Origin of the sequence: Lelliottia sp. SL45 (assembly GCF_026672535.1) — a bacterium.
GTDB classification, from domain to species: Bacteria; Pseudomonadota; Gammaproteobacteria; order Enterobacterales; family Enterobacteriaceae; genus Enterobacter; species Enterobacter nimipressuralis.
The window spans coordinates 83652-105296 of the sequence record NZ_JAPPRH010000003.1 but is presented as its reverse complement, the minus strand read 5'-3'; the positions used below and the strand labels follow the sequence as shown (position 1 = coordinate 105296).

At 55.6% G+C, this 21645-nt stretch carries 24 protein-coding genes and 1 tRNA gene; 7 read left to right on the top strand and 18 right to left on the bottom strand.

The window, feature by feature from the left end; all coding sequences use genetic code 11:
* Position 1: 1 nt before the first annotated feature.
* Positions 2–472, bottom strand: a complete 471-nt coding sequence (locus OVA10_RS06515) for an Lrp/AsnC family transcriptional regulator (protein WP_100779050.1) — start codon at positions 470–472, stop codon at positions 2–4.
* Between the two features lie 114 nt (positions 473–586).
* Between OVA10_RS06515 and OVA10_RS06510 the strand changes: the two genes are divergently transcribed.
* Positions 587–1198, top strand: coding sequence for a LysE family translocator (locus OVA10_RS06510; protein ID WP_268195647.1), 612 nt, complete (start codon positions 587–589; stop codon positions 1196–1198).
* A 29-nt stretch (positions 1199–1227) separates the two neighbouring features.
* On the opposite strand, the gene OVA10_RS06505 is transcribed toward OVA10_RS06510, so the two are convergent.
* The 3 genes from OVA10_RS06505 to OVA10_RS06495 all read right to left on the bottom strand — a co-directional run bounded on the left by OVA10_RS06505 (position 1228) and on the right by OVA10_RS06495 (position 2706).
* Positions 1228–1500, bottom strand: a complete 273-nt coding sequence (locus OVA10_RS06505; RefSeq protein WP_100779048.1) for a GNAT family N-acetyltransferase — start codon at positions 1498–1500, stop codon at positions 1228–1230.
* Between the two features lie 10 nt (positions 1501–1510).
* Positions 1511–1741: a 4Fe-4S mono-cluster protein YjdI gene (yjdI, locus tag OVA10_RS06500; protein WP_123428592.1), complete on the bottom strand. Its 231-nt coding sequence runs from the start codon at positions 1739–1741 to the stop codon at positions 1511–1513.
* 68 nt (positions 1742–1809) lie between these two features.
* On the bottom strand, positions 1810–2706 hold the full coding sequence (locus tag OVA10_RS06495; protein WP_181826808.1) for a LysR family transcriptional regulator: 897 nt from the start codon (positions 2704–2706) through the stop codon (positions 1810–1812).
* A gap of 86 nt (positions 2707–2792) precedes the next feature.
* Between OVA10_RS06495 and OVA10_RS06490 the strand changes: the two genes are divergently transcribed.
* Entirely contained in the window at positions 2793–3578 is a 786-nt protein-coding gene (locus tag OVA10_RS06490) for an NAD(P)H-dependent oxidoreductase (protein ID WP_181826809.1), read from the top strand.
* 37 nt (positions 3579–3615) lie between these two features.
* Here OVA10_RS06490 and OVA10_RS06485 read toward each other — a convergent pair.
* Positions 3616–3689: transfer RNA gene (locus tag OVA10_RS06485), tRNA-Gly, on the bottom strand.
* 80 nt (positions 3690–3769) lie between these two features.
* On the bottom strand, positions 3770–4516 hold the full coding sequence (gene actS / locus OVA10_RS06480; protein WP_255409576.1) for an amidase activator ActS: 747 nt from the start codon (positions 4514–4516) through the stop codon (positions 3770–3772).
* Between the two features lie 159 nt (positions 4517–4675).
* On the opposite strand from actS, the gene idi reads away from it, so the two are divergent.
* On the top strand, positions 4676–5227 hold the full coding sequence (idi, locus tag OVA10_RS06475; RefSeq protein WP_231276055.1) for an isopentenyl-diphosphate Delta-isomerase: 552 nt from the start codon (positions 4676–4678) through the stop codon (positions 5225–5227).
* 48 nt (positions 5228–5275) lie between these two features.
* Here the strand turns inward: idi and lysS are convergent, their stop codons facing one another.
* From lysS to xerD, 5 genes are all read right to left on the bottom strand, one after another.
* Positions 5276–6793 carry a lysine--tRNA ligase gene (gene lysS, locus OVA10_RS06470; RefSeq protein ID WP_100779042.1) on the bottom strand — a complete coding sequence of 506 codons (1518 nt, stop codon included), beginning with the start codon at positions 6791–6793 and terminating at the stop codon, positions 5276–5278.
* Positions 6794–6802: 9 nt separating this feature from the next.
* Positions 6803–7901, bottom strand: a protein-coding gene (gene prfB / locus OVA10_RS06465; protein WP_100779041.1) for a peptide chain release factor 2 whose coding sequence is annotated in 2 segments (ribosomal slippage) — positions 6803–7825 and positions 7827–7901 — 1098 coding nt in all. Because the reading frame shifts where the segments join, the coding sequence is not laid out codon by codon here.
* A 90-nt stretch (positions 7902–7991) separates the two neighbouring features.
* Complete coding sequence (gene recJ, locus OVA10_RS06460; protein ID WP_268195646.1) at positions 7992–9725, bottom strand: single-stranded-DNA-specific exonuclease RecJ; 1734 nt, start codon at positions 9723–9725, stop codon at positions 7992–7994.
* 5 nt (positions 9726–9730) lie between these two features.
* Complete coding sequence (dsbC, locus tag OVA10_RS06455) at positions 9731–10444, bottom strand: bifunctional protein-disulfide isomerase/oxidoreductase DsbC (protein ID WP_107702898.1); 714 nt, start codon at positions 10442–10444, stop codon at positions 9731–9733.
* A gap of 28 nt (positions 10445–10472) precedes the next feature.
* Entirely contained in the window at positions 10473–11369 is an 897-nt protein-coding gene (gene xerD / locus OVA10_RS06450) for a site-specific tyrosine recombinase XerD (protein WP_100779038.1), read from the bottom strand.
* Between the two features lie 100 nt (positions 11370–11469).
* Between xerD and fldB the strand changes: the two genes are divergently transcribed.
* Positions 11470–11991 carry a flavodoxin FldB gene (gene fldB / locus OVA10_RS06445; RefSeq protein ID WP_100779037.1) on the top strand — a complete coding sequence of 174 codons (522 nt, stop codon included), beginning with the start codon at positions 11470–11472 and terminating at the stop codon, positions 11989–11991.
* A gap of 4 nt (positions 11992–11995) precedes the next feature.
* Here the strand turns inward: fldB and OVA10_RS06440 are convergent, their stop codons facing one another.
* Positions 11996–12409, bottom strand: coding sequence for a protein YgfX (locus tag OVA10_RS06440; RefSeq protein WP_100779036.1), 414 nt, complete (start codon positions 12407–12409; stop codon positions 11996–11998).
* Positions 12390–12656 (bottom strand): FAD assembly factor SdhE, encoded by a 267-nt coding sequence (sdhE, locus tag OVA10_RS06435; protein ID WP_095283258.1) that lies wholly within the window; start codon positions 12654–12656, stop codon positions 12390–12392. The genes OVA10_RS06440 and sdhE overlap by 20 nt, the downstream gene beginning before the upstream one ends.
* Positions 12657–12923: 267 nt before the next feature.
* Between sdhE and ygfZ the strand changes: the two genes are divergently transcribed.
* Positions 12924–13904 (top strand): tRNA-modifying protein YgfZ, encoded by a 981-nt coding sequence (gene ygfZ / locus OVA10_RS06430; protein ID WP_231276052.1) that lies wholly within the window; start codon positions 12924–12926, stop codon positions 13902–13904.
* A 46-nt stretch (positions 13905–13950) separates the two neighbouring features.
* On the opposite strand, the gene trhA is transcribed toward ygfZ, so the two are convergent.
* Together trhA and yqfB are read right to left on the bottom strand one after the other, a co-directional pair.
* A complete protein-coding gene (gene trhA, locus OVA10_RS06425; RefSeq protein WP_100779034.1) occupies positions 13951–14610 on the bottom strand; it encodes a PAQR family membrane homeostasis protein TrhA in 660 nt (219 codons plus the stop codon).
* A 163-nt stretch (positions 14611–14773) separates the two neighbouring features.
* Entirely contained in the window at positions 14774–15085 is a 312-nt protein-coding gene (gene yqfB / locus OVA10_RS06420) for a N(4)-acetylcytidine aminohydrolase (protein WP_194512121.1), read from the bottom strand.
* 52 nt (positions 15086–15137) lie between these two features.
* Between yqfB and OVA10_RS06415 the strand changes: the two genes are divergently transcribed.
* Together OVA10_RS06415 and bglA are read left to right on the top strand one after the other, a co-directional pair.
* Positions 15138–15869, top strand: coding sequence for a MurR/RpiR family transcriptional regulator (locus OVA10_RS06415; protein ID WP_102104699.1), 732 nt, complete (start codon positions 15138–15140; stop codon positions 15867–15869).
* A 116-nt stretch (positions 15870–15985) separates the two neighbouring features.
* On the top strand, positions 15986–17419 hold the full coding sequence (gene bglA / locus OVA10_RS06410) for a 6-phospho-beta-glucosidase BglA (protein ID WP_181826813.1): 1434 nt from the start codon (positions 15986–15988) through the stop codon (positions 17417–17419).
* Positions 17420–17494: 75 nt separating this feature from the next.
* On the opposite strand, the gene OVA10_RS06405 is transcribed toward bglA, so the two are convergent.
* The 3 genes from OVA10_RS06405 to gcvH form a co-directional block, all read right to left on the bottom strand.
* The gene (locus tag OVA10_RS06405; protein WP_100779031.1) at positions 17495–18238 is read right to left on the bottom strand and encodes an SDR family oxidoreductase; all 744 of its coding nucleotides are present in this window, start codon (positions 18236–18238) and stop codon (positions 17495–17497) included.
* A gap of 68 nt (positions 18239–18306) precedes the next feature.
* Entirely contained in the window at positions 18307–21180 is a 2874-nt protein-coding gene (gene gcvP / locus OVA10_RS06400) for an aminomethyl-transferring glycine dehydrogenase (protein WP_268195645.1), read from the bottom strand.
* A gap of 69 nt (positions 21181–21249) precedes the next feature.
* A complete protein-coding gene (gene gcvH / locus OVA10_RS06395; RefSeq protein WP_100779029.1) occupies positions 21250–21639 on the bottom strand; it encodes a glycine cleavage system protein GcvH in 390 nt (129 codons plus the stop codon).
* Between the last annotated feature and the right edge of the window lie 6 nt (positions 21640–21645).

Here is a 21645-nt window from a genome sequence, read left to right as displayed (position 1 = left end):
GTTATCCTTGTTTTAAGGTGTCGAGGGGGAATGGCCGATCCTGCACGACGGTTTTCATCACCAGCGTCGAGCGCAAATGCTGCACGCCAGGCATTGCCGACAATTTCTCATCGTACAGTTTCTGGAACGCGGGGAGATCGCGCGTGACCACATGCATTAAATAGTCAGGATCGCCGAACAGACGCTGCGCCAGTACGATCTGCGGGATCTCTTCCACCGCCGCCTCAAAGGCGCTGACGGCCCGCTTGTCGCCCTCTTTTAACGTCGCAAAAACAATCGCCACAAAATTGAAGCCCATTTTCGCGGGATCGAGATTTGCGCGATAGCCCGTAATCGCCCCGCTCTGCTCCAGGGCGCGCACGCGTCGGTGACAGGGCGAGAGGCTTAAGTTTACCCGTTCGGCCAGTTCCGTAAGCGACAGACGGCCATCCACCTGCAGCTCAGCAAGTATTTTTCGATCGATGCTATCCATTTAGAAGAGTTTCTCATTTTAGCCCTGTTTTCAGCATAACATTGGAAGCTCATTTCGCCTGGATGTCGATATTCTTTCTTTCCGCTAATGTCGTTTTGGAAGGGTGATCAAAGAATGGAAATGAGTATCGTCGTCGGGTTCTGGCTGGTCTCTTTTCTGCTGATAATGACGCCAGGCGCCGACTGGGCTTATGCCATCAGCGCGGGGATCAACGGGCGGCGCGTGGTACCGGCAGTGATGGGGCTGATGTCCGGGCATTTGCTGGCGACGGTTATTGTGGTGGCGGGTGTCGGGGTGTTGATCGCCGGGCATCCCCTGGCGCTGTCGCTGCTGACCGTCCTGGGTGCCGTCTATTTGCTGTGGCTGGGCGTGACGATTTTGCGCCATCCGGCCACGGTCAGCGCCGCTGAGCAGCAGGACGGAAGCTGGAACCAGTGGGCGCTAAAAGGGCTTTGTATCAGCGGACTGAACCCGAAAGTGTTCCTGCTGTTTCTGGCACTGCTTCCGCAATTTACCGACCCCAAAGGCAGCTGGTCGGTGCCTGTGCAGATGTCCGCGCTGGCGATGATGCACCTGCTCACCTGCACGCTGATCTACCTGCTGGTGGGCTACGGTTCACGGGCGCTATTAGCCACACGCCCTCAGGCGGCGCGGGTAGTGGGCATGATTTCAGGTGGGGTGATGGTGGTCATATCCGTCATTCTGATTTACGGACAGCTCAGATAAAAAAACACCGGCGGGAGCCGGTGCTGAAGTCAGGCGCGGATATCGTCGTATTCGCGCGTTTTATCAAACTCGTGTTTGGCGAACGGGCACAGCGGGATAACTTTGCGGTTCTCCGCGCGCATTTTCTCGACCACTTTCGCCACCAGCTGTTTTCCTACGCCCTGCCCTTTCAGGCTGGCATCGACGTCCGTGTGCTCGATAATGCTCAGATGCTCCCCGGTCGGAACAAACACAATTTCAGCAACCTGATTCCCTTGTGCATCGTTGACGTAAAACTTGTTATGGCCTTCCAGAATATCCATGGTTCCTCGCTTATTTCTGGCGGTACTTCAGGGCACCGCTCGGGCAGGTATCAATCACTCTCTTGACCGTCTCGATATCCACTTCATCGGGGATGATCCACGGCTTACGCTTCAGATTAAACAGCTTGCTGCTGCCGCGCACGCAGTTTCCTGAGTGCTGGCATATCCCCGTATTGAAGTAGACATCGATCTTTTCCCCGGTATAGGCCCGGTACCCCGCGTCCAGTAAATCCTTATCCATGACATTGCCTCTGTTATTGTTATGCGTTCGGGATAAGCATAGCGCTGATATCACGAGGTGACTATGGCTCAGCCGAGCTGTGTCATCAGCATCTGACGCAGCCAGACGTGGCCCGCATCGCGATGCAACCGTTCATGCCAAAGCATCAGCATATCAAAGCCTTCCACGTCGACAGGCGGCGCTGAGACAGTTAATCCCGCCACATTACGCGTGAGCCTTTCCGGCACCACCGCCACCAGATCGGTTTTCAACAGCGCTTCGACCAGGAACAGGAAATGCGGCACCGACAGTACGACTTTTCGCGCCAGCCCGCTGCGGGCCAACGCCACGTCAGTAGCAGCCCAGAAGCCGCCGCCATCCGGGGAGACTATCGCGTGTTCGAGCTGTGAAAACTCCTTTGCCGTGACGCCCGTTCGGAGCGCCGGATGGTCGCGACGGCCTGCCAGAACATAGCGCTCGCTGAAGATCACCCGCTGATGTAATGACGCGGGCGCCCCCTCCCGGGTATGAAAAATCAGATCGATATCGCCCTGCTCAGCCTGCCGCAAAATCCGCTGCGGATTAAGCTCATACACGGCAAGGCGCGAGAGCGGCGCCGCCTGGCGGAGCGCTTCCAGCGCGGGCAGCAGGATTGCCGTCGCCATGTAGTCCGTTGCCGCCACGCGCCAGGTATTTTCTGATTTCTCTGGTTCGAATGATGCCGCCGGGGCGACCACCGACTCCAGAGCCGCCAGCGCCTGACGCAGCGGTTCCCGCAGGGCGTCGGCTCGGGCCGTTGGCCTCATCCCGCGCGGCCCCGGCAGAAGCAGCGGATCGTTAAAAACTTCCCGTAACCGCGCCAGCTGGACGCTGACGGAGGGCTGGGAGAGGTTCAAGCGCCTCGCTGCCCGAGTCACATTTAGCTCGTCGAGGAGTACCTGCAGCGTGAGGAGGAGATTGAGATCGAGCTGCGAGAAATTAATCATGGCAATACCTGTCATTGCGGTAATCAATTTTTACTATAACGGAGATTTCCCTATTCTGACGGGACTTTCTCTATCAGGAATCGCTCATGAATGTATTAATTGTCTTTGCCCATCCCGAACCCCGCTCGCTTAACGGACAGCTGAAAGATGAGGCTGTCAGACATCTGCAGCAGACCGGTCATCAGGTGCACGTTTCTGATCTCTATGGCATGAAGTGGAAGACCGTCCTGGATACCGATGATTCACTCGCCCCGTTGCGCGGTGAACGTTTTGACCCTTCCGTAGACTCCCGCTTTGCCTACGACAACGCCCTACAAGCAGCGGATATCGCCGCTGAGCAGGAAAAATTACGCTGGGCCGATGCCGTGATTTTCCAGTTTCCGCTGTGGTGGTTCTCCATGCCTGCCATCATGAAAGGCTGGTTTGACCGGGTGTACGCCAACGGTTTTGCCTACGGCGTGGGCGAGCACAGCGACCACCACTGGGGCGATCGTTACGGCGAGGGGAATCTGTCCGGTAAACGCGCGATGCTGCTGGTCACCACCGGCGGCTGGGAATCGCACTATGCTCCGCGTGGCATAAACGGTGCTATCGACGACATTCTGTTTCCAATCCAGCACGGGATGCTTTTCTACCCAGGCTTTACGGTGCTGCCGCCAATGCTGATTTACCGCACCGGGAAAACCGACGACGCGAAGTATGCCAATTACCGCCAGCAGCTGACTGACAGGCTGGACAGTTTGTGGCACACAGCGCCGCTGAATTATCGTCGTCAGAACGCCGGAGATTATGAGATTCCTGCGTTAACCCTGCGTCCGGACCTTGCGAAAGGAAAAACGGGACTGGGAATACATCTGCAGGACAGTAATTGATATTGGTGTGAGTATTTTGGACTGGGTGGGGTAGAGCTGGAGCGGGCGAAGGGAATCGAACCCTCGTATAGAGCTTGGGAAGCTCTCGTTCTACCATTGAACTACGCCCGCTTTGAGGTGCGTAAGGCATTATAGACCTTACGCATGTTCACACAAGCCTCCCGACTGCTAACCGGTGAATAATTAACCGCTTAGCATTTCGGTTTGCTGCCCTGCGCCGGAAGGTAGCGCTGAGGATCAATCGCCGTTGCGCGATAGCGAATCTGGAAATGCAGCGCAACGGAACTGGCTCCCGTGCTGCCCATGGTCGCGATTTTCTGTCCGGCTTTTACGTTTTGTCCGTTATTCACCAGCAGCGTATCGTTGTGCGCGTAAGCGGTAATGTAGTCCTCACCGTGCTTAATCATGATCAGGTTGCCGTAACCGCGCAGCTGGTCGCCCACGTAAACCACCTTCCCTGCACCCGACGCATAGACTGGCGTTCCGCGCGCATTCGCAATATCAATGCCTTTGTTGCCACCTTCGGCGGTGGAGTACGGCATAATCACTTTCCCACTGGCAGGCCACACCCAGCAGCGTTGCCCGACCGGCGGCCAGGACGATTGCGGCACCGCATAAGACGGCGTCACTTTGGCGGTTTTACCTTTCGAGGAAGAGGATTTTTTCGCCGTCGAGCTACCGCTATTGAGCCTGAGCTTTTGCCCTATCTCGATGGTATAAGGTGCAGAAATATTGTTCAGGCGAGCCAGGTCTTTCACGCTCGTTCCGGTTGAGCGCGAGATTTTATAGAGTGTGTCGCCGCGCTTAACGGTGTAGACCGCGCCGGAGTAGCTTCCCGAATCCGCTGATTTACTGCCCGAACAGCCTGCCAGCATGAGCGTCAGCATCAGGCAAAAAAGGGCAATCAGGGGATTTCTTGTCAGGCTTCCTGCAAACAAAGCGGCTCCTCGGTCAGCGTAAATGGCGTCCTATGATAGCAGCCTGAATTCTGTTGCCAATCTTTGCTGTAAAGACTCTTTCCGCATTCAGCATTCAAGCCGCCAGCCAAAGAGTGAGATATAATGTTGCCATCCCGTCGTTCGGGTACTGGAGTCGGAATGAGCACACAAGAACACGTCATTTTGGTTAACGCCCAGGGAGAGGTCATCGGCACTCAGGAAAAGTATGCCGCCCACACATCGCATACCCCTCTGCATCTGGCTTTCTCTTCGTGGTTGTTTAACACCCAGGGGGAGTGCCTTGTCACACGTCGCGCCCTGAGCAAAAAAGCCTGGCCCGGCGTCTGGACCAACTCCGTCTGCGGCCACCCGCAAACCGGCGAACGTACCGAACACGCGCTTATTCGCCGCTGTCGGTATGAAATTGGCGCCGAAATCACAGATCTGACGCCCATCGCGCTGGATTTTCGCTACTGCGAAACAGACCCCTCAGGGATCGTCGAAAACGAAATTTGCCCGGTATATGCCGCAAAGCTGGTCAGCCCGCTCAATCTCAATCCCGATGAAGTGATGGCGGTTCAGTGGGTTGATCTGGAGTCGCTGTTCCACGCTGTCGGCGCGACGCCGTGGGCCTTTAGCCCATGGATGGTGTCGCAGGTCGCCATCGCCCATAAAGCACTCAGGCAGTTTGCCGCCGAGCAAACATCATAAAAAAAGCCCCGACGCGATGAACGCCGGGGCTTTTTGCATCTCAGAGACTTATTTTACCGGGCGCATCGCCGGGAACAGAATCACGTCGCGGATGGTGTGGCTGTTGGTGAACAGCATGACCATACGGTCGATACCGATACCCAGACCTGCCGTTGGCGGCAAACCGTGTTCCAGCGCGGTCACGTAGTCTTCGTCGAAGAACATCGCTTCGTCGTCGCCTGCGGCTTTCGCATCAACCTGATCCTGGAAGCGCTGCGCCTGATCCTGCGCATCGTTCAGCTCGCTAAAGCCGTTACCGATTTCGCGGCCACCGATGAAGAACTCAAAGCGATCGGTGATTTCCGGGTTTTCGTCGTTACGACGCGCCAGCGGAGAGACTTCTGCCGGATACTCAGTGATGAAGGTTGGCTGAATCAGGTGCGCTTCGGCCACTTCTTCGAAGATCTCGGTCACGATACGGCCCAGACCCCAGCTCTTCTCAACCTTAATACCGATGCTGTCAGCGATAGCTTTAGCGGAATCGAAGTTATCCAGATCGGCCATGTTGGTCTCTGGACGGTACTTCTTGATAGCTTCGCGCATGGTCAGTTTGACGAACGGCTTACCAAAGTCGAACACTTCGTCGCCGTAAGGCACTTCAGTGGTGCCGAGAATATCCTGCGCCAGGGTACGGAACAGTGACTCGGTCAGTTCAATCAGATCTTTGTAATCTGCGTAAGCCATATAGAGTTCCATCATGGTGAACTCTGGGTTATGGCGAACGGAGATGCCTTCGTTACGGAAGTTACGGTTGATTTCGAACACGCGTTCGAAGCCGCCAACCACCAGACGTTTCAGGTACAGTTCCGGCGCGATACGCAGGTACATGTCCAGATCCAGCGCGTTGTGATGGGTGATGAACGGACGCGCAGACGCGCCGCCTGGGATCACCTGCATCATTGGCGTTTCAACTTCCATAAAATCACGGCCAACCATGAACTGACGGATACCCGCCATAATCTGGGAACGGATTTTGAAGGTTTTACGGGATTCATCGTTAGAGATGAGATCCAGGTAACGCTGACGGTAACGCGCTTCCTGATCCTGCAGACCGTGGAATTTATCCGGCAGCGGACGCAATGCTTTGGTCAGCAAACGCAGTTCGGTACAGTGGATAGACAGCTCGCCCGTCTTGGTCTTGAACAACTTGCCTTTCGCGCCCAGGATATCGCCCAGGTCCCACTTCTTGAACTGCTCGTTGTAGATGCCTTCTGGCAGATCGTCACGGGAAACGTACAGCTGAATACGGCCGCCGACGTCCTGTAAAGTCACGAAAGACGCCTTACCCATCACACGACGAGTCATCATGCGGCCTGCAACGGACACTTCTACGTTCAGCGCTTCCAGCTCTTCGTTTTCTTTCGCGTCGAAGTCAGCGTGCAGCTGGTCTGAGGTATGATCGCGACGAAAATCGTTCGGGAATGGGATACCCTGCTCACGCAGTGCAGCCAGCTTCTCGCGACGGGTTTTCAGTTCGTTATTAAGATCGACTACCGCGTCAGTGCCCTGTGCTTGTTGTTCAGACATGTTGGTTCCTCATAACCCTGCTTTCAAACTTGCTTCGATAAATTGGTCCAGGCTGCCGTCCAGCACCGCCTGCGTGTTGCGGGTTTCAACCCCGGTACGCAGATCTTTGATACGGGAGTCATCGAGGACGTAAGAACGAATCTGGCTGCCCCAGCCGATGTCAGATTTGTTATCTTCCATCACCTGTTTCTCAGCATTCTTCTTCTGCATTTCCAGCTCATAAAGCTTCGCTTTCATCTGCTTCATGGCCTGGTCTTTGTTCTTATGCTGCGAACGGTCGTTCTGGCACTGTGTCACCAGCCCGGTTGGAATGTGGGTGATACGCACCGCAGATTCCGTACGGTTAACGTGCTGACCACCCGCACCGGATGCGCGGTAAACGTCGATACGCAGATCGGCCGGATTGATTTCGATGTCGATATCATCTTCCACTTCCGGATAAACAAACGCGGAGCTGAAAGAGGTATGACGACGGCCGCCGGAATCGAACGGGCTTTTACGCACCAGGCGATGAACGCCCGTTTCGGTACGCAGCCAGCCGTAAGCGTAATCACCGATGATTTTGATGGTCACAGATTTAATACCCGCGACTTCACCTTCAGACTCTTCAATGATTTCGGTTTTGAAACCGCGCGCTTCCGCCCAACGCAGATACATACGCATCAGCATGCTCGCCCAGTCCTGGGCTTCGGTCCCGCCAGAACCGGCCTGGATATCGAGATAGCAGTCGGCGTTGTCGTACTCGCCAGAGAACATGCGGCGGAATTCGAGCTGCGCCAGTTTATCTTCCAGCACGTCGAGTTCGGCGATGGTTTCGTTAAAGGTCTCTTCGTCGTCGGCTTCGACGGCTAATTCCAGCAGGCCGGACACATCTTCCAGCCCCTGAGACATTTGATCCAGGGTTTCAACGATGGCTTCGAGGGAGGAACGCTCTTTACCCAGCGCCTGTGCGCGTTCAGGTTCGTTCCAGACGTCGGGCTGTTCCAGCTCGGCGTTTACTTCTTCAAGACGCTCTTTCTTGGCATCGTAGTCAAAGATACCCCCGAAGAACGCTGGAGCGCTCCGTGAGGTCTTGAATGCGGTTTTTTACCGGATTAATTTCAAACATGGTCTTTTTTCTTTATTGGACTAGTCAAAATGCGGTGATAAGAGCGGGATTGTACCGAATCCACGCCCTTTTTTATAGAGAATAGTGACGCTAAATTGGCCAGATATGATCGATGATAATCTGCAAACTGCGATTGCCGCGAAACTCGTTAATATCCAGTTTGTAGGCCAGTTCGACCTCGCGCACGCCGCTGTCGGGCCAGACGGTGGTATCGACGTTAAAGGCTATGCCATCCAGCAGCGGACCGCCGTTCACCGGCTCGACCATCACTTTCAGATGACGCTCACCCACCAGACGCTGTTGCAGCAGGCGAAAACGCCCGTCGAACAGCGGCTCCGGGAACATCTGCCCCCACGGCCCGGCGTCGCGCAGCATCTGCGCCACGTCCATGGTCATCTCCGCCGCAGACAGCGCGCCATCAGAGACCACTTCACCCTGCAGCAGTGACGGATCCAGCCAGTCGGTCACCAGCGCGCTGAACAGGCGCTGAAATTCGTCGAATTTCGCCTCTTCCAGCGATAAACCGGCCGCCATCGCGTGGCCGCCAAACTTGATCATCAAATTGGGATGGAGCGTGTCGAGGCGCTCCAGCGCATCGCGCATGTGCAACCCCTGGATGGAACGCCCAGAGCCTTTCAGCGTGCCGTCTCCCGCAGGTGCAAACGCGATCACCGGACGGTGAAAACGCTCTTTGATGCGCGAGGCCAAAATCCCGACCACGCCCTGATGCCACTCCGGGTGATACATCGCCAGGCCGCCGGGTAGCGTCTCGGTGCTGCGCTCGAGTTTTTCGCACAGGGTCAGGGCTTCGGCCTGCATCCCCTGTTCGATCTCTTTGCGCGTCTGGTTCAGCGCATCCAGCTCATTGGCCAGCACGCGTGCCTCGCCGATGTTGTCACAGAGCAGAAGCGCCACGCCAACGGACATATCATCGAGCCGCCCTGCCGCATTAAGACGCGGGCCGAGCGCAAAACCGAGATCGCTTGCCGCCAGCTTGAGGGGATCGCGATTGGAAATTTCAAGCAGCGCTTTAATTCCCGGACGGCATTTCCCCGCCCGGATACGCCCCAGCCCTTGCCAGGTCAAAATACGGTTATTGGTATCCAGCGGCACCACGTCCGCCACCGTGCCGAGCGCCACCAAATCGAGGTATTCGGCCAGATTCGGGATCGCAATTCCGCGCGCCTCAAACCAGCCCTTATCACGCAGCAGCGTGCGCAGGGCCAGCATCAGATAAAAAGCCACGCCCACGCCTGCCAGCGATTTCGACGGAAAATCACAGTCGCGCAGATTGGGGTTAATGATGGCTTCAGCTGCCGGCAGCGTTTCACCCGGCAGGTGGTGATCGGTGACGATAACCGGGATCCCGAGATCGTGTGCCCGATCGACGCCGGCATGGGATGAGATCCCGTTATCGACGGTCAGGATCATCTGCGCGCCGCGCGCGTGCGCCTGATCGACCACTTCCGGGCTGAGACCATAACCGTCTTCAAAACGGTTTGGCACCAGATAGGTGACGTTATCGCAGCCCAGCGCGCGCAGGCTGAGGACGCTCAGGGCGGTACTGGTCGCGCCATCGGCGTCAAAATCGCCGACCACGACAATACGGGTCCCTTCACGCAGCGCGTCATAGAGCAATTCTGTCGCTTTTTCGACGCCGCTGAGCTGCTGCCACGGCAGCATCCCTTTGACGCTGCGCTCCAGTTCACTGGCCGTGCGAACGCCGCGCCCCGCGTACAGACGGCGAAGAAGCGGCGACAGGTCGGCAGGTAAATCAACGTTTTCATCCACCTCGCGGCGGCGCAATTTTGTCTTAGTTTTCACGCGGATTATTTACCGCCAAACTGTTTTTGGTGGGCGTCGAGAAACTCTTTCATCTCTTTTGGTCCCTGATAGCCCGGCACGACGTAACCGTTGCTCAGCACAATGGCTGGCGTGCCGGTGACGCCAAACTGCACGCCCAGCGCGTAATGATTGGCGATATCAATATCGCAGGAGGCCGGTTTCACGCCTTTGCCGTTCATGGCGTCATCAAAGGCTTTGTTACGATCTTTAGCACACCAGATGGCTTTCATATCCTGCTCTGGCTGGCTCTGCACGCCCGCGCGCGGGAACGCCAGATAACGCACGGTGATCCCCAGCGCGTTGTAGTCTTTCATCTCTTCATGCAGCTTGTGGCAGTAGCCACAGGTGATATCAGTGAACACGGTGATCACGTGTTTTTCCTGCGCCGCTTTGTAAACGATCATCTCTTTTTCCAGCGCGTTCAGGTTTTTCATCAGCAGCTGGTTGGTCACGTTCACCGGCTGCGCGCCGCTCACGTCATACATTGGGCCTTGAATGAAGTGCTTGCCGTCTTCGGTCACATACAGCACACCGCTGTTGGTCAGCACGGTTTTCATTCCGGCAACGGGCGCAGGCTGAATATCGCTGCTGGTCACGCCGAGTTTTGCCAGCGACTGTTTGATCGCTGCGTCATCAGCATGGGCAAAACCGGTAAAAGAGGCTGCCAGCAGGGAGAACAGCACTAAAGATTTTTTCATTTTCAATCCTATCACTATGGTTCGGCACTCACGCTCGTGGGTGGTGCTGTTGGTGTAGCTGCCGCAAGCGTTCTGTCGCTACATGGGTGTAGATTTGCGTCGTAGAAAGATCGCTGTGCCCCAGCAGCATCTGCACCACGCGCAAATCGGCGCCATGGTTGAGCAAATGCGTCGCGAAGGCATGACGCAGAACGTGCGGCGAAAGTTTTTCACTGTCGATGCCTGCCAGTGTGGCGTAATGTTTAATGCGATGCCAGAAGGTTTGTCGCGTCATCTGCTGCGCGCGCTGGCTGGGGAACAGAACATCAATCGACACACCATTCAGAAGCCACGGGCGTCCGTGCTCCAGGTAGTTTTCCACCCAGTAGACCGCCTCTTCGCCGAGCGGCACCAGCCGTTCTTTATTTCCCTTACCGATCACCCGCACCACGCCCTGACGCAGGCTGATGTCGCTCATGGTTAAACCGACAAGTTCCGAGACGCGCAGCCCGGTAGCATACAACACCTCAAGCATGGCTTTATCGCGTAACTCCAGCGGCAGGTCAACCGCCGGGGATTGTAAAAGCCGATCGACCTGGGCCTCGCTGAGATCTTTCGGAAGACGCTGCGGAAGCTTGGGCGACGCCAGCAGCGCGCTGGGATCGTCGGCGCGCAGCTTCTCGCGATACATATGCTGGAACAGGCGGCGCATCGCACTCAGCAAGCGGGCAGAGCTGGTGGCTTTATAGCCGCCCTCCATGCGTTCGGCCAATAAGGCCTGGAGATCGTCATGCTGCGCCTGTTCAAGAGACAGGTCACGGTGCGCCAGCCACTCCACCAGCAGGGTTAAATCGCGGCGATAAGCGCTGAGCGTATTTTCCGCCAGATTTTTTTCCAGCCACAGCGCATCGAGAAATTGTTCGATGAGGGCGAGATCCTTTTCCACGTCTGCTCCTGTGATTCTGCTATCGGCCATTATGACGTAATGGTACAGGTTTCTGGTACACTACGCGCAAAGTCAAAGCAAGTATTGAGAAGTTTACGCGATGAATATTGGTCTGTTTTATGGTTCCAGCACCTGCTACACCGAAATGGCCGCGGAGAAAATTCGCGACATCATTGGCCCGGAACTGGTGACTCTGCACAATCTTAAAGACGACGCGCCCACAGAGATGGAGCAGTACGACGTTCTGATTCTTGGCATTCCGACCTGGGATTTTGGTGAATTACAGGAAGACTGGGAAGCCATCTGGGATCAGCTCGATTCGCTTAATCTTGAAGGCAAAATCATTGCGCTGTACGGCATGGGCGATCAGCTGGGTTATGGCGAATGGTTCCTGGACGCGCTCGGGATGCTGCACGATAAACTCGCGCCGAAGGGCGTCACGTTTATCGGCTACTGGCCGACAGAAGGCTACGAGTTCACAAGCGTCAAACCGATCATCGCTGATGGCGAACTCTTTGTCGGACTGGCGCTGGATGAAACCAACCAGTACGATCTCAGTGAAGATCGCCTGCAAAACTGGTGCGAGCAAATTCTGGGCGAAATGGCAGAGAAGTTTAGCTGATTTCTTAGCGTCCTGGCGTCGGCTGCTGCATCACCATCCGGCGCAAATCACGCCACTCGCTGGCATCCATACTGTCTGCTGACAGCCAAAGATGCTGGCAACGCGCCCCTTCCTCTTTACGCAAACGAAACATCATCCCGGAATTCAGCATCCAGGGTGTGCCGACGATCTCCCACTCTTTGCCCTGCCAGCGCAACCGCGAGTCCATCAGCAGTTTGATCTCACCCTGACGGGCGTTGATACGCCGCTGACTGCGCACACTGTCGAACACCACCAGCGAAAGAAGCAGCATCCAGAGCGGTGTATAGCTAAGCGGCCACGGCATCAGCAAAATAAAAGCCGCCACAATGCCGTGGAGTAAAAGAGACATCCACTGTGAGCGCCACGAGACGCGCAGATCAGATTGCCACAGGACCACGTTCCCGATTCCGTGTTTGAATTAATTGCACCATCCGCTGCAACTCGGTGTCGGCGGGTTTGCCATGATTCATCAGCCAGTTGAATAAATCCGGATCGTCACTCTCCAGCAGGCGGATAAACAGACGTTTATCATCATCGCTTAAGCTGTCGTACTCATATTCGAAGAAGGGCATGACGGAAATATCAAGTTCACGCATGCCGCGACGGCACGCCCAGTGGATACGGGCCTTGTTGTTAATGTCCATGTCGATTTCCTGCTTAACGTTTCTTCTACCTCTAAGAGGGACGATTTCTAGTGTAACGTGTTTTTTGCTGTTTCATTACTGGAATATGAACAACTGGAAGCACGCTTCCAGAATAAACCCTGCAATCTAAGCGGATTACTCTGTTCTACGTAGCGCTACGCAAGAACAGCGATAAGGCACAATTGGGCTGCTGAAAGCACTTGCAATGACTACAGTCTCTTTTACCATTAGGCATTATCGAAGCGTTATGCAATTCAGGATATCACTATGGCTTTTACTCCATTTTCTCCTCGCCAGCCTGTCGCCTCTGCGCGTCTGCCGCTGACGCTGATTTCTCTTGATGACTGGGCGCTGGCGACCCTCACCGGCGCGGATGCCGAAAAGTATCTGCAAGGCCAGGTGACCGCCGACGTGAGCCAGATGACTGAGCACCAGCATCTGCTGGCGGCGCATTGCGATCCTAAAGGTAAGATGTGGAGCAATCTGCGCCTGTTCCGTCGTCAGGACGGTTTCGCCCTGATCGAACGCCGCAGCCTGCGCGATGCCCAGCTCACTGAGCTGAAGAAATATGCGGTGTTTTCCAAGGTTACTATCGCCGCAGATGACGAACACGTTCTGCTGGGTGTTGCCGGTTTCCAGGCGCGCGCGGCGCTGAAAAATCTGTTCAATGAACTGCCGGATGCGGAAAAACAGCTGGTGAGCGAAGGCGCCACCTCGATTCTGTGGTTTGAACACCCTGCCGAACGCTTCCTGTTGGTCACCGATGTGGCCACCGCCGAGCGCGTCACGGAAGCACTGCGCGGTGAAGCACAGCTCAACAACAGCCAGCAGTGGCTGGCCCTGAACATCGAAGCCGGGTTGGCGGTTATCGATGCCGTTAACAGCGGGCAGTTTATCCCGCAGGCAACGAACCTGCAGGCGCTGGGCGGCATCAGCTTTAAGAAAGGCTGCTACACCGGTCAGGAGATGGTGGCGCGTGCGAAATTCCGCGGGGCCAACAAACGCGCCCTCTGGTATCTGGCAGGCCACGCCAGCCGCGTACCGGAAGCCGGAGAAGATCTGGAGCTGAAAATGGGCGACAACTGGCGTCGTACGGGCACTGTGTTGGCCGCTGTACAGCTGGATGATGGTCGTCTGCTGGTGCAGGTGGTGATGAATAACGACATGGAGCCGGACAGCGTGTTCCGCGTGCGTGACGATGCCAACACCCTGAGCATTGAGCCGCTGCCGTATTCGTTAGAAGAGTGAGTGTTTAGTTTTTTTGCCCGGCAAGCGTAACGCCGCCGGGCAAAAATCAAACCTGTCCGACGTACAGATAAATCGCCAGGAAGTGACACACGCTGCCGCCTAACACAAAGCCGTGCCAGATAGCGTGGTTGTAAGGAATGCGTTTGCAGACGTAGAAAATCACGCCCAGGGAATAGACCACACCGCCCACCGCCAGCAGCGTTACGCCGCCCGCCGCTAACTTCACCGCCAGCTGATAGACCACAATCAGCGACAGCCAGCCCATCGTCAGATAGGTCACCAGTGAAAGCACTTTAAAACGGTGCGCAATGGTGAGCTTAAACAAGATCCCCAGCAGCGCCAGGCTCCAGATGACAATCATCAGGCCGCGCGACAGAGGCGAGTTTAACCCTACCAGTAAAAACGGGGTGTACGTCCCGGCAATCAACAGATAGATCGCGCAGTGGTCGAATTTCTTCAGCCATCGTTTTGCCCGCTGATGCGGAATGGCGTGATACAGGGTCGAGGCGAGGAAAAGCAGGATCATACTCCCGCCATACAAGCTGTAGCTGGTGATCGCCATCGCGTTCGCGTTTGTGTCGAAGGCCTGAACCAACAACAACACCAGGCCCACAATGCCAAACACCAGGCCGATGCCATGGCTGATACTGTTGGCTATTTCCTCAGCCAGTGAATATCCCTGCGCAGTTAATGGTTTGCTAACCATAGAGGACTCCGGGAAAACATAAGATCATGATGTATCGCTTAACTATGCTAACTGAGAATGATTTCAGTGAACACCTGTTAGCTAAAATAAATCCAAATCCCACATTAGTCCTTAAAAATCATTAAATTAAAAACGATTTTCACCTAACAGGTGTGAGTTTTAATCAAAGGCATTTAAAATCAATCACATAAAACTGACTTTGATTCGGATAGATCTCTGCAATCACCTGTTTAAGCGCCTCAAGGGACATATTCTCCTGCTGAGCATGTTTTTCCGTTAGCGTATCCAGCGTGACGGTCGATGTTCCCACCACTTCGATGGTGCAAAAATAGGCGTCGTCTTCAAAGCGTCCGACGCGCAAAACATCGCCCGTTTTAAAATGTGATTCAGACTCGTCACGAATGGTGATGGTTTTACGTCCGGCCAGAATGTCATCCTGGAAGCGCTGAAAAAAAGTGATGTCGTTAGGCTGCATGTTATTATTCCCTGAAGATGAAGTCTGATGAGTGAGTTTAGCCACTGTGAGCATGTTCTCCCATTCCGCCATTGCCAGTCTCAACAATCTGGAGATGATGGTCTACAACTATGTCATCAAAAACCGCGACAAGGTGACCTACATGACCATCCGCGAGCTGGCGGATGCGGCTGGCGTGTCCACCACCACCGTGCTGCGTTTTTGTCGCAAGCTCAACTGTGACGGCTATTCCGAATTCCGCGTGCGGTTTAAATTATATTTAGAACAAAACGAACCGCAGCAGGCGAATTTCGGCACCAGTGAAATTATCAGCTTTTTTAAAAGCGTTAACAACGAAGAATTTGATGCGTTATTAGAGCAGGCGGTCGATATTATATTATCGTCAGAGCGTATTATTTTTGTCGGCGCGGGCACGTCCGGATCGCTTGCGAAATATGGTGCGAGATTCTTCTCAAACATCGGTAAATTCAGTAACCATATCGACGATCCTTATTTTCCGGTAACGAACGATATGGCGAAAAATGCGCTGGCGATTGTCTTGTCCGTCTCAGGCGAAACGGAAGAGATCCTGCGCTTCGCCAGCCAGTTCAGCCTGCATCACTGTAAAGTGCTCTCTATCACCAGCCACGAGCACTCGCGCCTGGCAAAACTGGCGGACTTTAATCTCTCCTGGCATGTGCCGCAAACCCGTATTGCAGGCGTCTACGATATTACGACTCAAATTCCGGTGATTTATATTCTTGAATCAATTGGCCGTAAACTGGCGAAGAAACTGGCGGAATAAAACGCCCTGTTTTTTTGATGTAACATATTACATTCCTGCCTAATTGTTATATCGTGACATTTAATTCTGCTTTGCTAGACTCGAAATCATTAGATCCTAAGACGAGCATAGCAAACATGAAAAAACTCACCTTACCAAAAGATTTTTTATGGGGCGGCGCGGTAGCGGCGCACCAGGTTGAAGGCGGCTGGAATAAAGGCGGCAAAGGGCCAAGCATTTGCGACGTGCTGACCGGCGGCGCCCACGGCGTTCCGCGTGAAATCACTCAGGAAGTGGTACCGGGCAAATATTACCCCAACCACGAAGCCATCGACTTCCACGGTCATTACAAAGAAGACATCAAGCTGTTTGCCGAGATGGGCTTCAAATGTTTCCGTACCTCTATCGCCTGGACGCGTATCTTCCCGAAAGGCGACGAAACTCAGCCGAATGAAGAAGGCCTGAAGTTCTACGACGACATGTTCGATGAACTGCTGAAGTACAACATCGAACCGGTCATCACCCTCTCCCACTTCGAAATGCCGCTGCATCTGGTGCAGGAGTACGGCGGGTGGACCAACCGCAAAGTGGTTGATTTCTTTGTACGCTTTGCTGAAGTGGTCTTCGAGCGCTACAAGAGCAAGGTCAAATACTGGATGACCTTCAACGAAATCAACAACCAGCGTAACTGGCGCGCACCGCTGTTCGGCTACTGCTGCTCCGGCGTGGTCTATACCGAGCATGAAAACCCGGAAGAGACCATGTATCAGGTGCTGCACCACCAGTTCGTTGCCAGCGCGCTGGCCGTGAAGGCCGCGCGTCGCATCAATCCAGAAATGAAAGTCGGCTGCATGCTGGCGATGGTGGCGCTCTATCCGTTCTCCTGCAAACCAGAAGATGTGATGTTCGCTCAGGAATCCATGCGTGAGCGCTATGTCTTCACCGACGTACAGCTGCGCGGCTACTACCCAAGCTACGTGCTGAACGAGTGGGAGCGCCGTGGCTTTACCATCAACATGGAAGCGGGTGACGAGCAGATCCTGCGTGAAGGCACCTGCGATTACTTAGGTTTCAGCTACTACATGACGAACGCCGTCAAAGCCGAAGGCGGAACCGGTGACGCGATTTCCGGCTTCGAAGGCAGCGTGCCGAACCCGCACGTGAAAGCCTCCGACTGGGGCTGGCAGATTGACCCGGTCGGCCTGCGCTATGCCCTTTGCGAGCTGTATGAGCGCTATCAGAAACCGCTGTTTATCGTTGAGAACGGCTTTGGCGCATACGATAAGGTCGAAGAAGATGGCAGTATCAATGATGACTACCGTATCGACTATCTGCGCGCACACGTGGAAGAGATGATTAAAGCCGTGACCTATGATGGCGTGGATCTGATGGGATACACCCCCTGGGGCTGCATCGACTGCGTCTCCTTCACCACCGGCCAGTACAGCAAGCGCTACGGCTTTATCTATGTGAACAAGCACGATGACGGCACGGGCGATATGTCCCGCTCCCGTAAGAAGAGCTTTGCGTGGTACAAAGAGGTGATTGCCAGCAACGGCGAGAACATCTAAATACCCGGTCGGCGCTTAGCTTGCGCCGACCAGCACTCTCCAGCCCGGTCAGCGCAACGCCGCCGGGCATTATCACTACTTCCCGCCCGCTAACTCGATAAAACTGCCCGTCACATACGACGCTTTCTCGCTGAGCAGCCAGACAATCGCCTGCGCCACCTCTTCAGGCTGGCCGCCGCGCTGCATCGGTAAAGCGGATTTCACCCGATCCACACGACCTGGCTCACCGCCGGACGCATGGATATCGGTGTAAATCAGGCCGGGACGCACGCCGTTGACCCGAATACCGTACGCCGCTACCTCCAGCGCCAGCCCGGTCGTGAGTGAATCCACTGCCCCTTTTGACGCCGCATAATCAACGTACTCGCCCGGAGCCCCCAGACGCGATGCTGCCGAGGAGACATTCACAATCGCCCCGCCTTTACCGTGATGTTTGAAGGACATGCGTTTTACCGCTTCGCGACAGCAGAGGAAATAGCCCGTAACGTTGGTCGCCAGCACGCGGTTGATGCGCTCGGCGGAGAGATTTTCGATGGTGCTCTGCTCACACAAAATCCCGGCGTTGTTGACGAGTGCCGCCAGCGGCTCTCCCTCGCGGTCAATGCTGTCAAACATCGCCAGCACCTGCGTCTCGTCGCTGATATCCGCGCGCACGGCAAAGGCTTTGCCACCTGCATCGGTAATCTGAGCGATCACATCCGTCGCGGCCTTAATATTGTGGTGATAATTCACCGCCACGGTGTAGCCTTCGCCTGCCAGCTGCAGGGCTGTCGCTCGGCCAATTCCCCGGCTCGCGCCGGTAACCAGTGCAATTGCCATATATTTCTCCCAATAAAAAAGCCGGGTGGCGGCTACGCCTTACCCGGCCTCCTGTCAGAGCTTAAGTATTACTGATATTCGCTCATTGGCACGCAAGAACAGAACAGATTACGATCGCCGTAGACATCGTCGAGACGTTTCACGGTCGGCCAGTATTTGTTCGCCACGCCTGCCGGGAAGACAGCCTGCTCACGGGTATAACCGTGGTTCCACTCGGCCACCAGCTCGTTTTGAGTGTGCGGGGCGTTCACCAGCGGGTTATCTTCCAGCGGCCATTGACCCTGTTTCACACGGTCGATTTCCGCGCGGATCGCCAGCATCGCGTCGATAAAGCGGTCCAGTTCGACTTTGCTTTCCGATTCGGTCGGTTCAACCATCAGCGTACCCGCCACCGGGAAGGACATGGTTGGCGCGTGGAAGCCGTAGTCGATCAGGCGTTTAGCAATATCCAGTTCGCTAATCCCGGTCTCATCTTTCAGTGGACGAATATCGAGAATACATTCGTGCGCCACGCGGCCATCGCGACCGGTGTAGAGCACCGGATAAGCGTCTTTCAGGCGAGTTGCGATGTAGTTTGCATTCAGAATCGCCACCTGGCTTGCCTGCTTCAGCCCCTCCGCGCCCATCATGCGGATATACATCCAGCTGATTGGCAGAATGGATGCGCTACCAAACGGTGCCGCAGAGACCGCGCCCTGACGGGTCAGCATGCCTTCAATCTGCACCACGCTGTGGCCTGGAACGAACGGTGCCAGGTGCGCTTTCACGCCAATTGGTCCCATACCCGGGCCGCCACCGCCGTGCGGAATACAGAAGGTTTTATGCAGGTTCAGGTGCGAAACGTCCGCGCCGATGAAACCAGGAGAAGTAATGCCCACCTGCGCGTTCATGTTTGCGCCGTCGAGGTAAACCTGACCGCCGAACTGATGCACCACTTCGCACACTTCGCGGATGGTCTCTTCGTACACGCCGTGAGTGGACGGGTAAGTCACCATGATGCAGGAGAGTTTATCACCCGCCTGCTCTGCTTTCGCACGCAGATCGGCCAGGTCGATGTTGCCGTTTTTATCGCAGGCAACGACAACCACTTCCATTCCCGCCATCTGCGCAGACGCCGGGTTGGTGCCGTGGGCAGAGCTTGGGATCAGGCAGATATCACGATGCCCTTCGTTGCGGCTTTTGTGATAGTGACGAATCGCCAGCAGACCCGCGTATTCACCCTGCGCACCGGAGTTTGGCTGCATGCAGAGTGCGTCGTAACCGGTCAGTTTCACCAGCCAGTCGGAGAGCTGACCGATCATCTGATGGTAGCCTTCCGCCTGATCGGCCGGGCAGAACGGGTGCAGTTCGGAGAACTCAGGCCAGGTAATCGGGAGCATTTCCGCAGCGGCGTTGAGCTTCATGGTACAAGAGCCCAGCGGGATCATCGCCTGGTTCAGCGCCAGATCTTTGCGCTCCAGAGAGTGCATGTAACGCATCATCTCGGTTTCGCTGTGATAGCGGTTAAACACCGGATGGGTCAGGATCGCGTCATCACGCAGCATGCTTTCCTGAATGGAGCGGCTGTCGTGCGCCACCTCTTTATCCAGGTTAGCGACGTCCAGACCGTGGTCATCACCCAGCAGTACGCTGAACAGCGCCTGGATGTCTTCGCGGGTAGTGGTTTCGTTCAGGGTGATACCCACTGCGTTCAAAATATCGCTACGCAGATTGATTTCGGCAGCTTCAGCACGCGCCAGCACGCCCGCTTTGTCGGCCACTTCCACACACAGGGTGTCGAAGAAGTGCGCATGGCGCAGCTTCAGGCCTTTCTGCTGCAAGCCCGCCGCCAGAATATCGGCAAAACGGTGAATGCGGGTAGCGATGCGCTTCAGGCCGACCGGGCCATGGAACACGGCGTACAGGCTGGCGATGTTGGCCAGCAGCACCTGAGAGGTACAAATGTTGGAGTTCGCTTTCTCGCGGCGGATATGCTGCTCGCGCGTCTGCATCGCCATGCGCAGCGCGGTGTTACCGGCAGCGTCTTTCGACACACCGATAATACGGCCTGGCATGGAGCGTTTGAATTCGTCTTTCGCGGCGAAGAAGGCCGCGTGCGGACCACCGTAGCCCATCGGCACGCCGAAGCGCTGTGCTGAGCCGAAGACAATATCTGCGCCCTGTTTGCCAGGGGCGGTGAGCAGCACCAGCGCCATAAAATCAGCGGCCACGCTGACCACAATTTTGCGGGATTTCAGCTCAGTAATCAGGCTGCTGTAGTCGTGAACTTCACCGGTGGTGCCAACCTGCTGCAACAGCACGCCAAACACATCCTGGTGATCCAGAACCTTTTCCGCATCGTCAACAATCACGTCAAACCCGAAGGTTTCCGCACGAGTGCGGACCACGTCCAGCGTCTGGGGATGAATATCTGCCGCCACGAAGAAGCGGTTAGCGTTTTTCAGCTTGCTGACGCGCTTAGCCATCGCCATCGCTTCGGCAGCAGCGGTCGCTTCGTCAAGCAGAGAAGCGGAGGCAATATCCAGCCCGGTCAGATCCAGCGTCACCTGCTGGAAGTTTAGCAGCGCTTCCAGACGTCCCTGGGAAACTTCCGGCTGATAAGGCGTATAGGCGGTGTACCAGCCTGGGTTTTCCAGCATGTTGCGCAGGATCACCGGCGGTAACTGCACAGGGGTGTAGCCCATGCCAATGTAAGACTTAAAGCGCTTGTTGAGACCGGCGATTGCCTTCAGTTCTGCCAGCGCGGCGTATTCAGTGGTCGCGTCACCTACCTGCGGCGGCGTGGCGAGCTGAATGTCTTTGGGCACGATCTGGCCGATCAGTGCGTTTAACGAATCCGCGCCAACTGTCTTCAGCATCTCCTGCTGTTGCTGAGCATCCGGCCCAATGTGGCGTTCAATGAAGGCGCCACGGTTTTCAAGCTGGCTTAAAGTCTGTGTCATGAGCGATGGTTCCTAAACGTGCGGTGATATTAGGATCCCCTCCCCCTTTCGGGAGAGGGTGAAAAGCAATTACTCGTCTTCTAACAGTGCTGCGTACGCGGTTGCATCCAGCAGAGCTTCAACTTCTGCTTCGTCGTTCGCTTTGATTTTGAAAATCCAGCCGCCGGTGTACGGCTCGCTGTTAACCAGCTCCGGGGAGTCGCTCAGGGCGTCGTTGACGGCCACGATTTCGCCGCCCACTGGCGCGTAGATGTCAGACGCGGCTTTCACCGACTCTGCAACAGCGCAGTCATCGCCCGCGCTCACGGTCGCGCCGACGTCCGGCAGGTCCACAAACACCATGTCACCCAGCAACTCTTGTGCGTGCTCGGTGATCCCAACGGTGTAAGTCCCGTCGGCTTCTTTGCGCAGCCATTCGTGTTCTTTGCTGTATTTCAGTTCTGCTGGCACATTGCTCATTGGAAT

Coding starts and splice junctions, on each gene's coding strand:
- OVA10_RS06515 (WP_100779050.1), bottom strand. CDS start 472: ATGGATAGCATCGATCGAAAAATACTTGCTGAGCTGCAGGTGGATGGC.
- OVA10_RS06510 (WP_268195647.1), top strand. CDS start 587: ATGGAAATGAGTATCGTCGTCGGGTTCTGGCTGGTCTCTTTTCTGCTG.
- OVA10_RS06505 (WP_100779048.1), bottom strand. CDS start 1,500: ATGGATATTCTGGAAGGCCATAACAAGTTTTACGTCAACGATGCACAA.
- yjdI (WP_123428592.1), bottom strand. CDS start 1,741: ATGGATAAGGATTTACTGGACGCGGGGTACCGGGCCTATACCGGGGAA.
- OVA10_RS06495 (WP_181826808.1), bottom strand. CDS start 2,706: ATGATTAATTTCTCGCAGCTCGATCTCAATCTCCTCCTCACGCTGCAG.
- OVA10_RS06490 (WP_181826809.1), top strand. CDS start 2,793: ATGAATGTATTAATTGTCTTTGCCCATCCCGAACCCCGCTCGCTTAAC.
- idi (WP_231276055.1), top strand. CDS start 4,676: ATGAGCACACAAGAACACGTCATTTTGGTTAACGCCCAGGGAGAGGTC.
- lysS (WP_100779042.1), bottom strand. CDS start 6,793: ATGTCTGAACAACAAGCACAGGGCACTGACGCGGTAGTCGATCTTAAT.
- dsbC (WP_107702898.1), bottom strand. CDS start 10,444: ATGAAAAAATCTTTAGTGCTGTTCTCCCTGCTGGCAGCCTCTTTTACC.
- fldB (WP_100779037.1), top strand. CDS start 11,470: ATGAATATTGGTCTGTTTTATGGTTCCAGCACCTGCTACACCGAAATG.
- sdhE (WP_095283258.1), bottom strand. CDS start 12,656: ATGGACATTAACAACAAGGCCCGTATCCACTGGGCGTGCCGTCGCGGC.
- ygfZ (WP_231276052.1), top strand. CDS start 12,924: ATGGCTTTTACTCCATTTTCTCCTCGCCAGCCTGTCGCCTCTGCGCGT.
- trhA (WP_100779034.1), bottom strand. CDS start 14,610: ATGGTTAGCAAACCATTAACTGCGCAGGGATATTCACTGGCTGAGGAA.
- yqfB (WP_194512121.1), bottom strand. CDS start 15,085: ATGCAGCCTAACGACATCACTTTTTTTCAGCGCTTCCAGGATGACATT.
- OVA10_RS06415 (WP_102104699.1), top strand. CDS start 15,138: ATGTTCTCCCATTCCGCCATTGCCAGTCTCAACAATCTGGAGATGATG.
- bglA (WP_181826813.1), top strand. CDS start 15,986: ATGAAAAAACTCACCTTACCAAAAGATTTTTTATGGGGCGGCGCGGTA.
- OVA10_RS06405 (WP_100779031.1), bottom strand. CDS start 18,238: ATGGCAATTGCACTGGTTACCGGCGCGAGCCGGGGAATTGGCCGAGCG.
- gcvP (WP_268195645.1), bottom strand. CDS start 21,180: ATGACACAGACTTTAAGCCAGCTTGAAAACCGTGGCGCCTTCATTGAA.
- gcvH (WP_100779029.1), bottom strand. CDS start 21,639: ATGAGCAATGTGCCAGCAGAACTGAAATACAGCAAAGAACACGAATGG.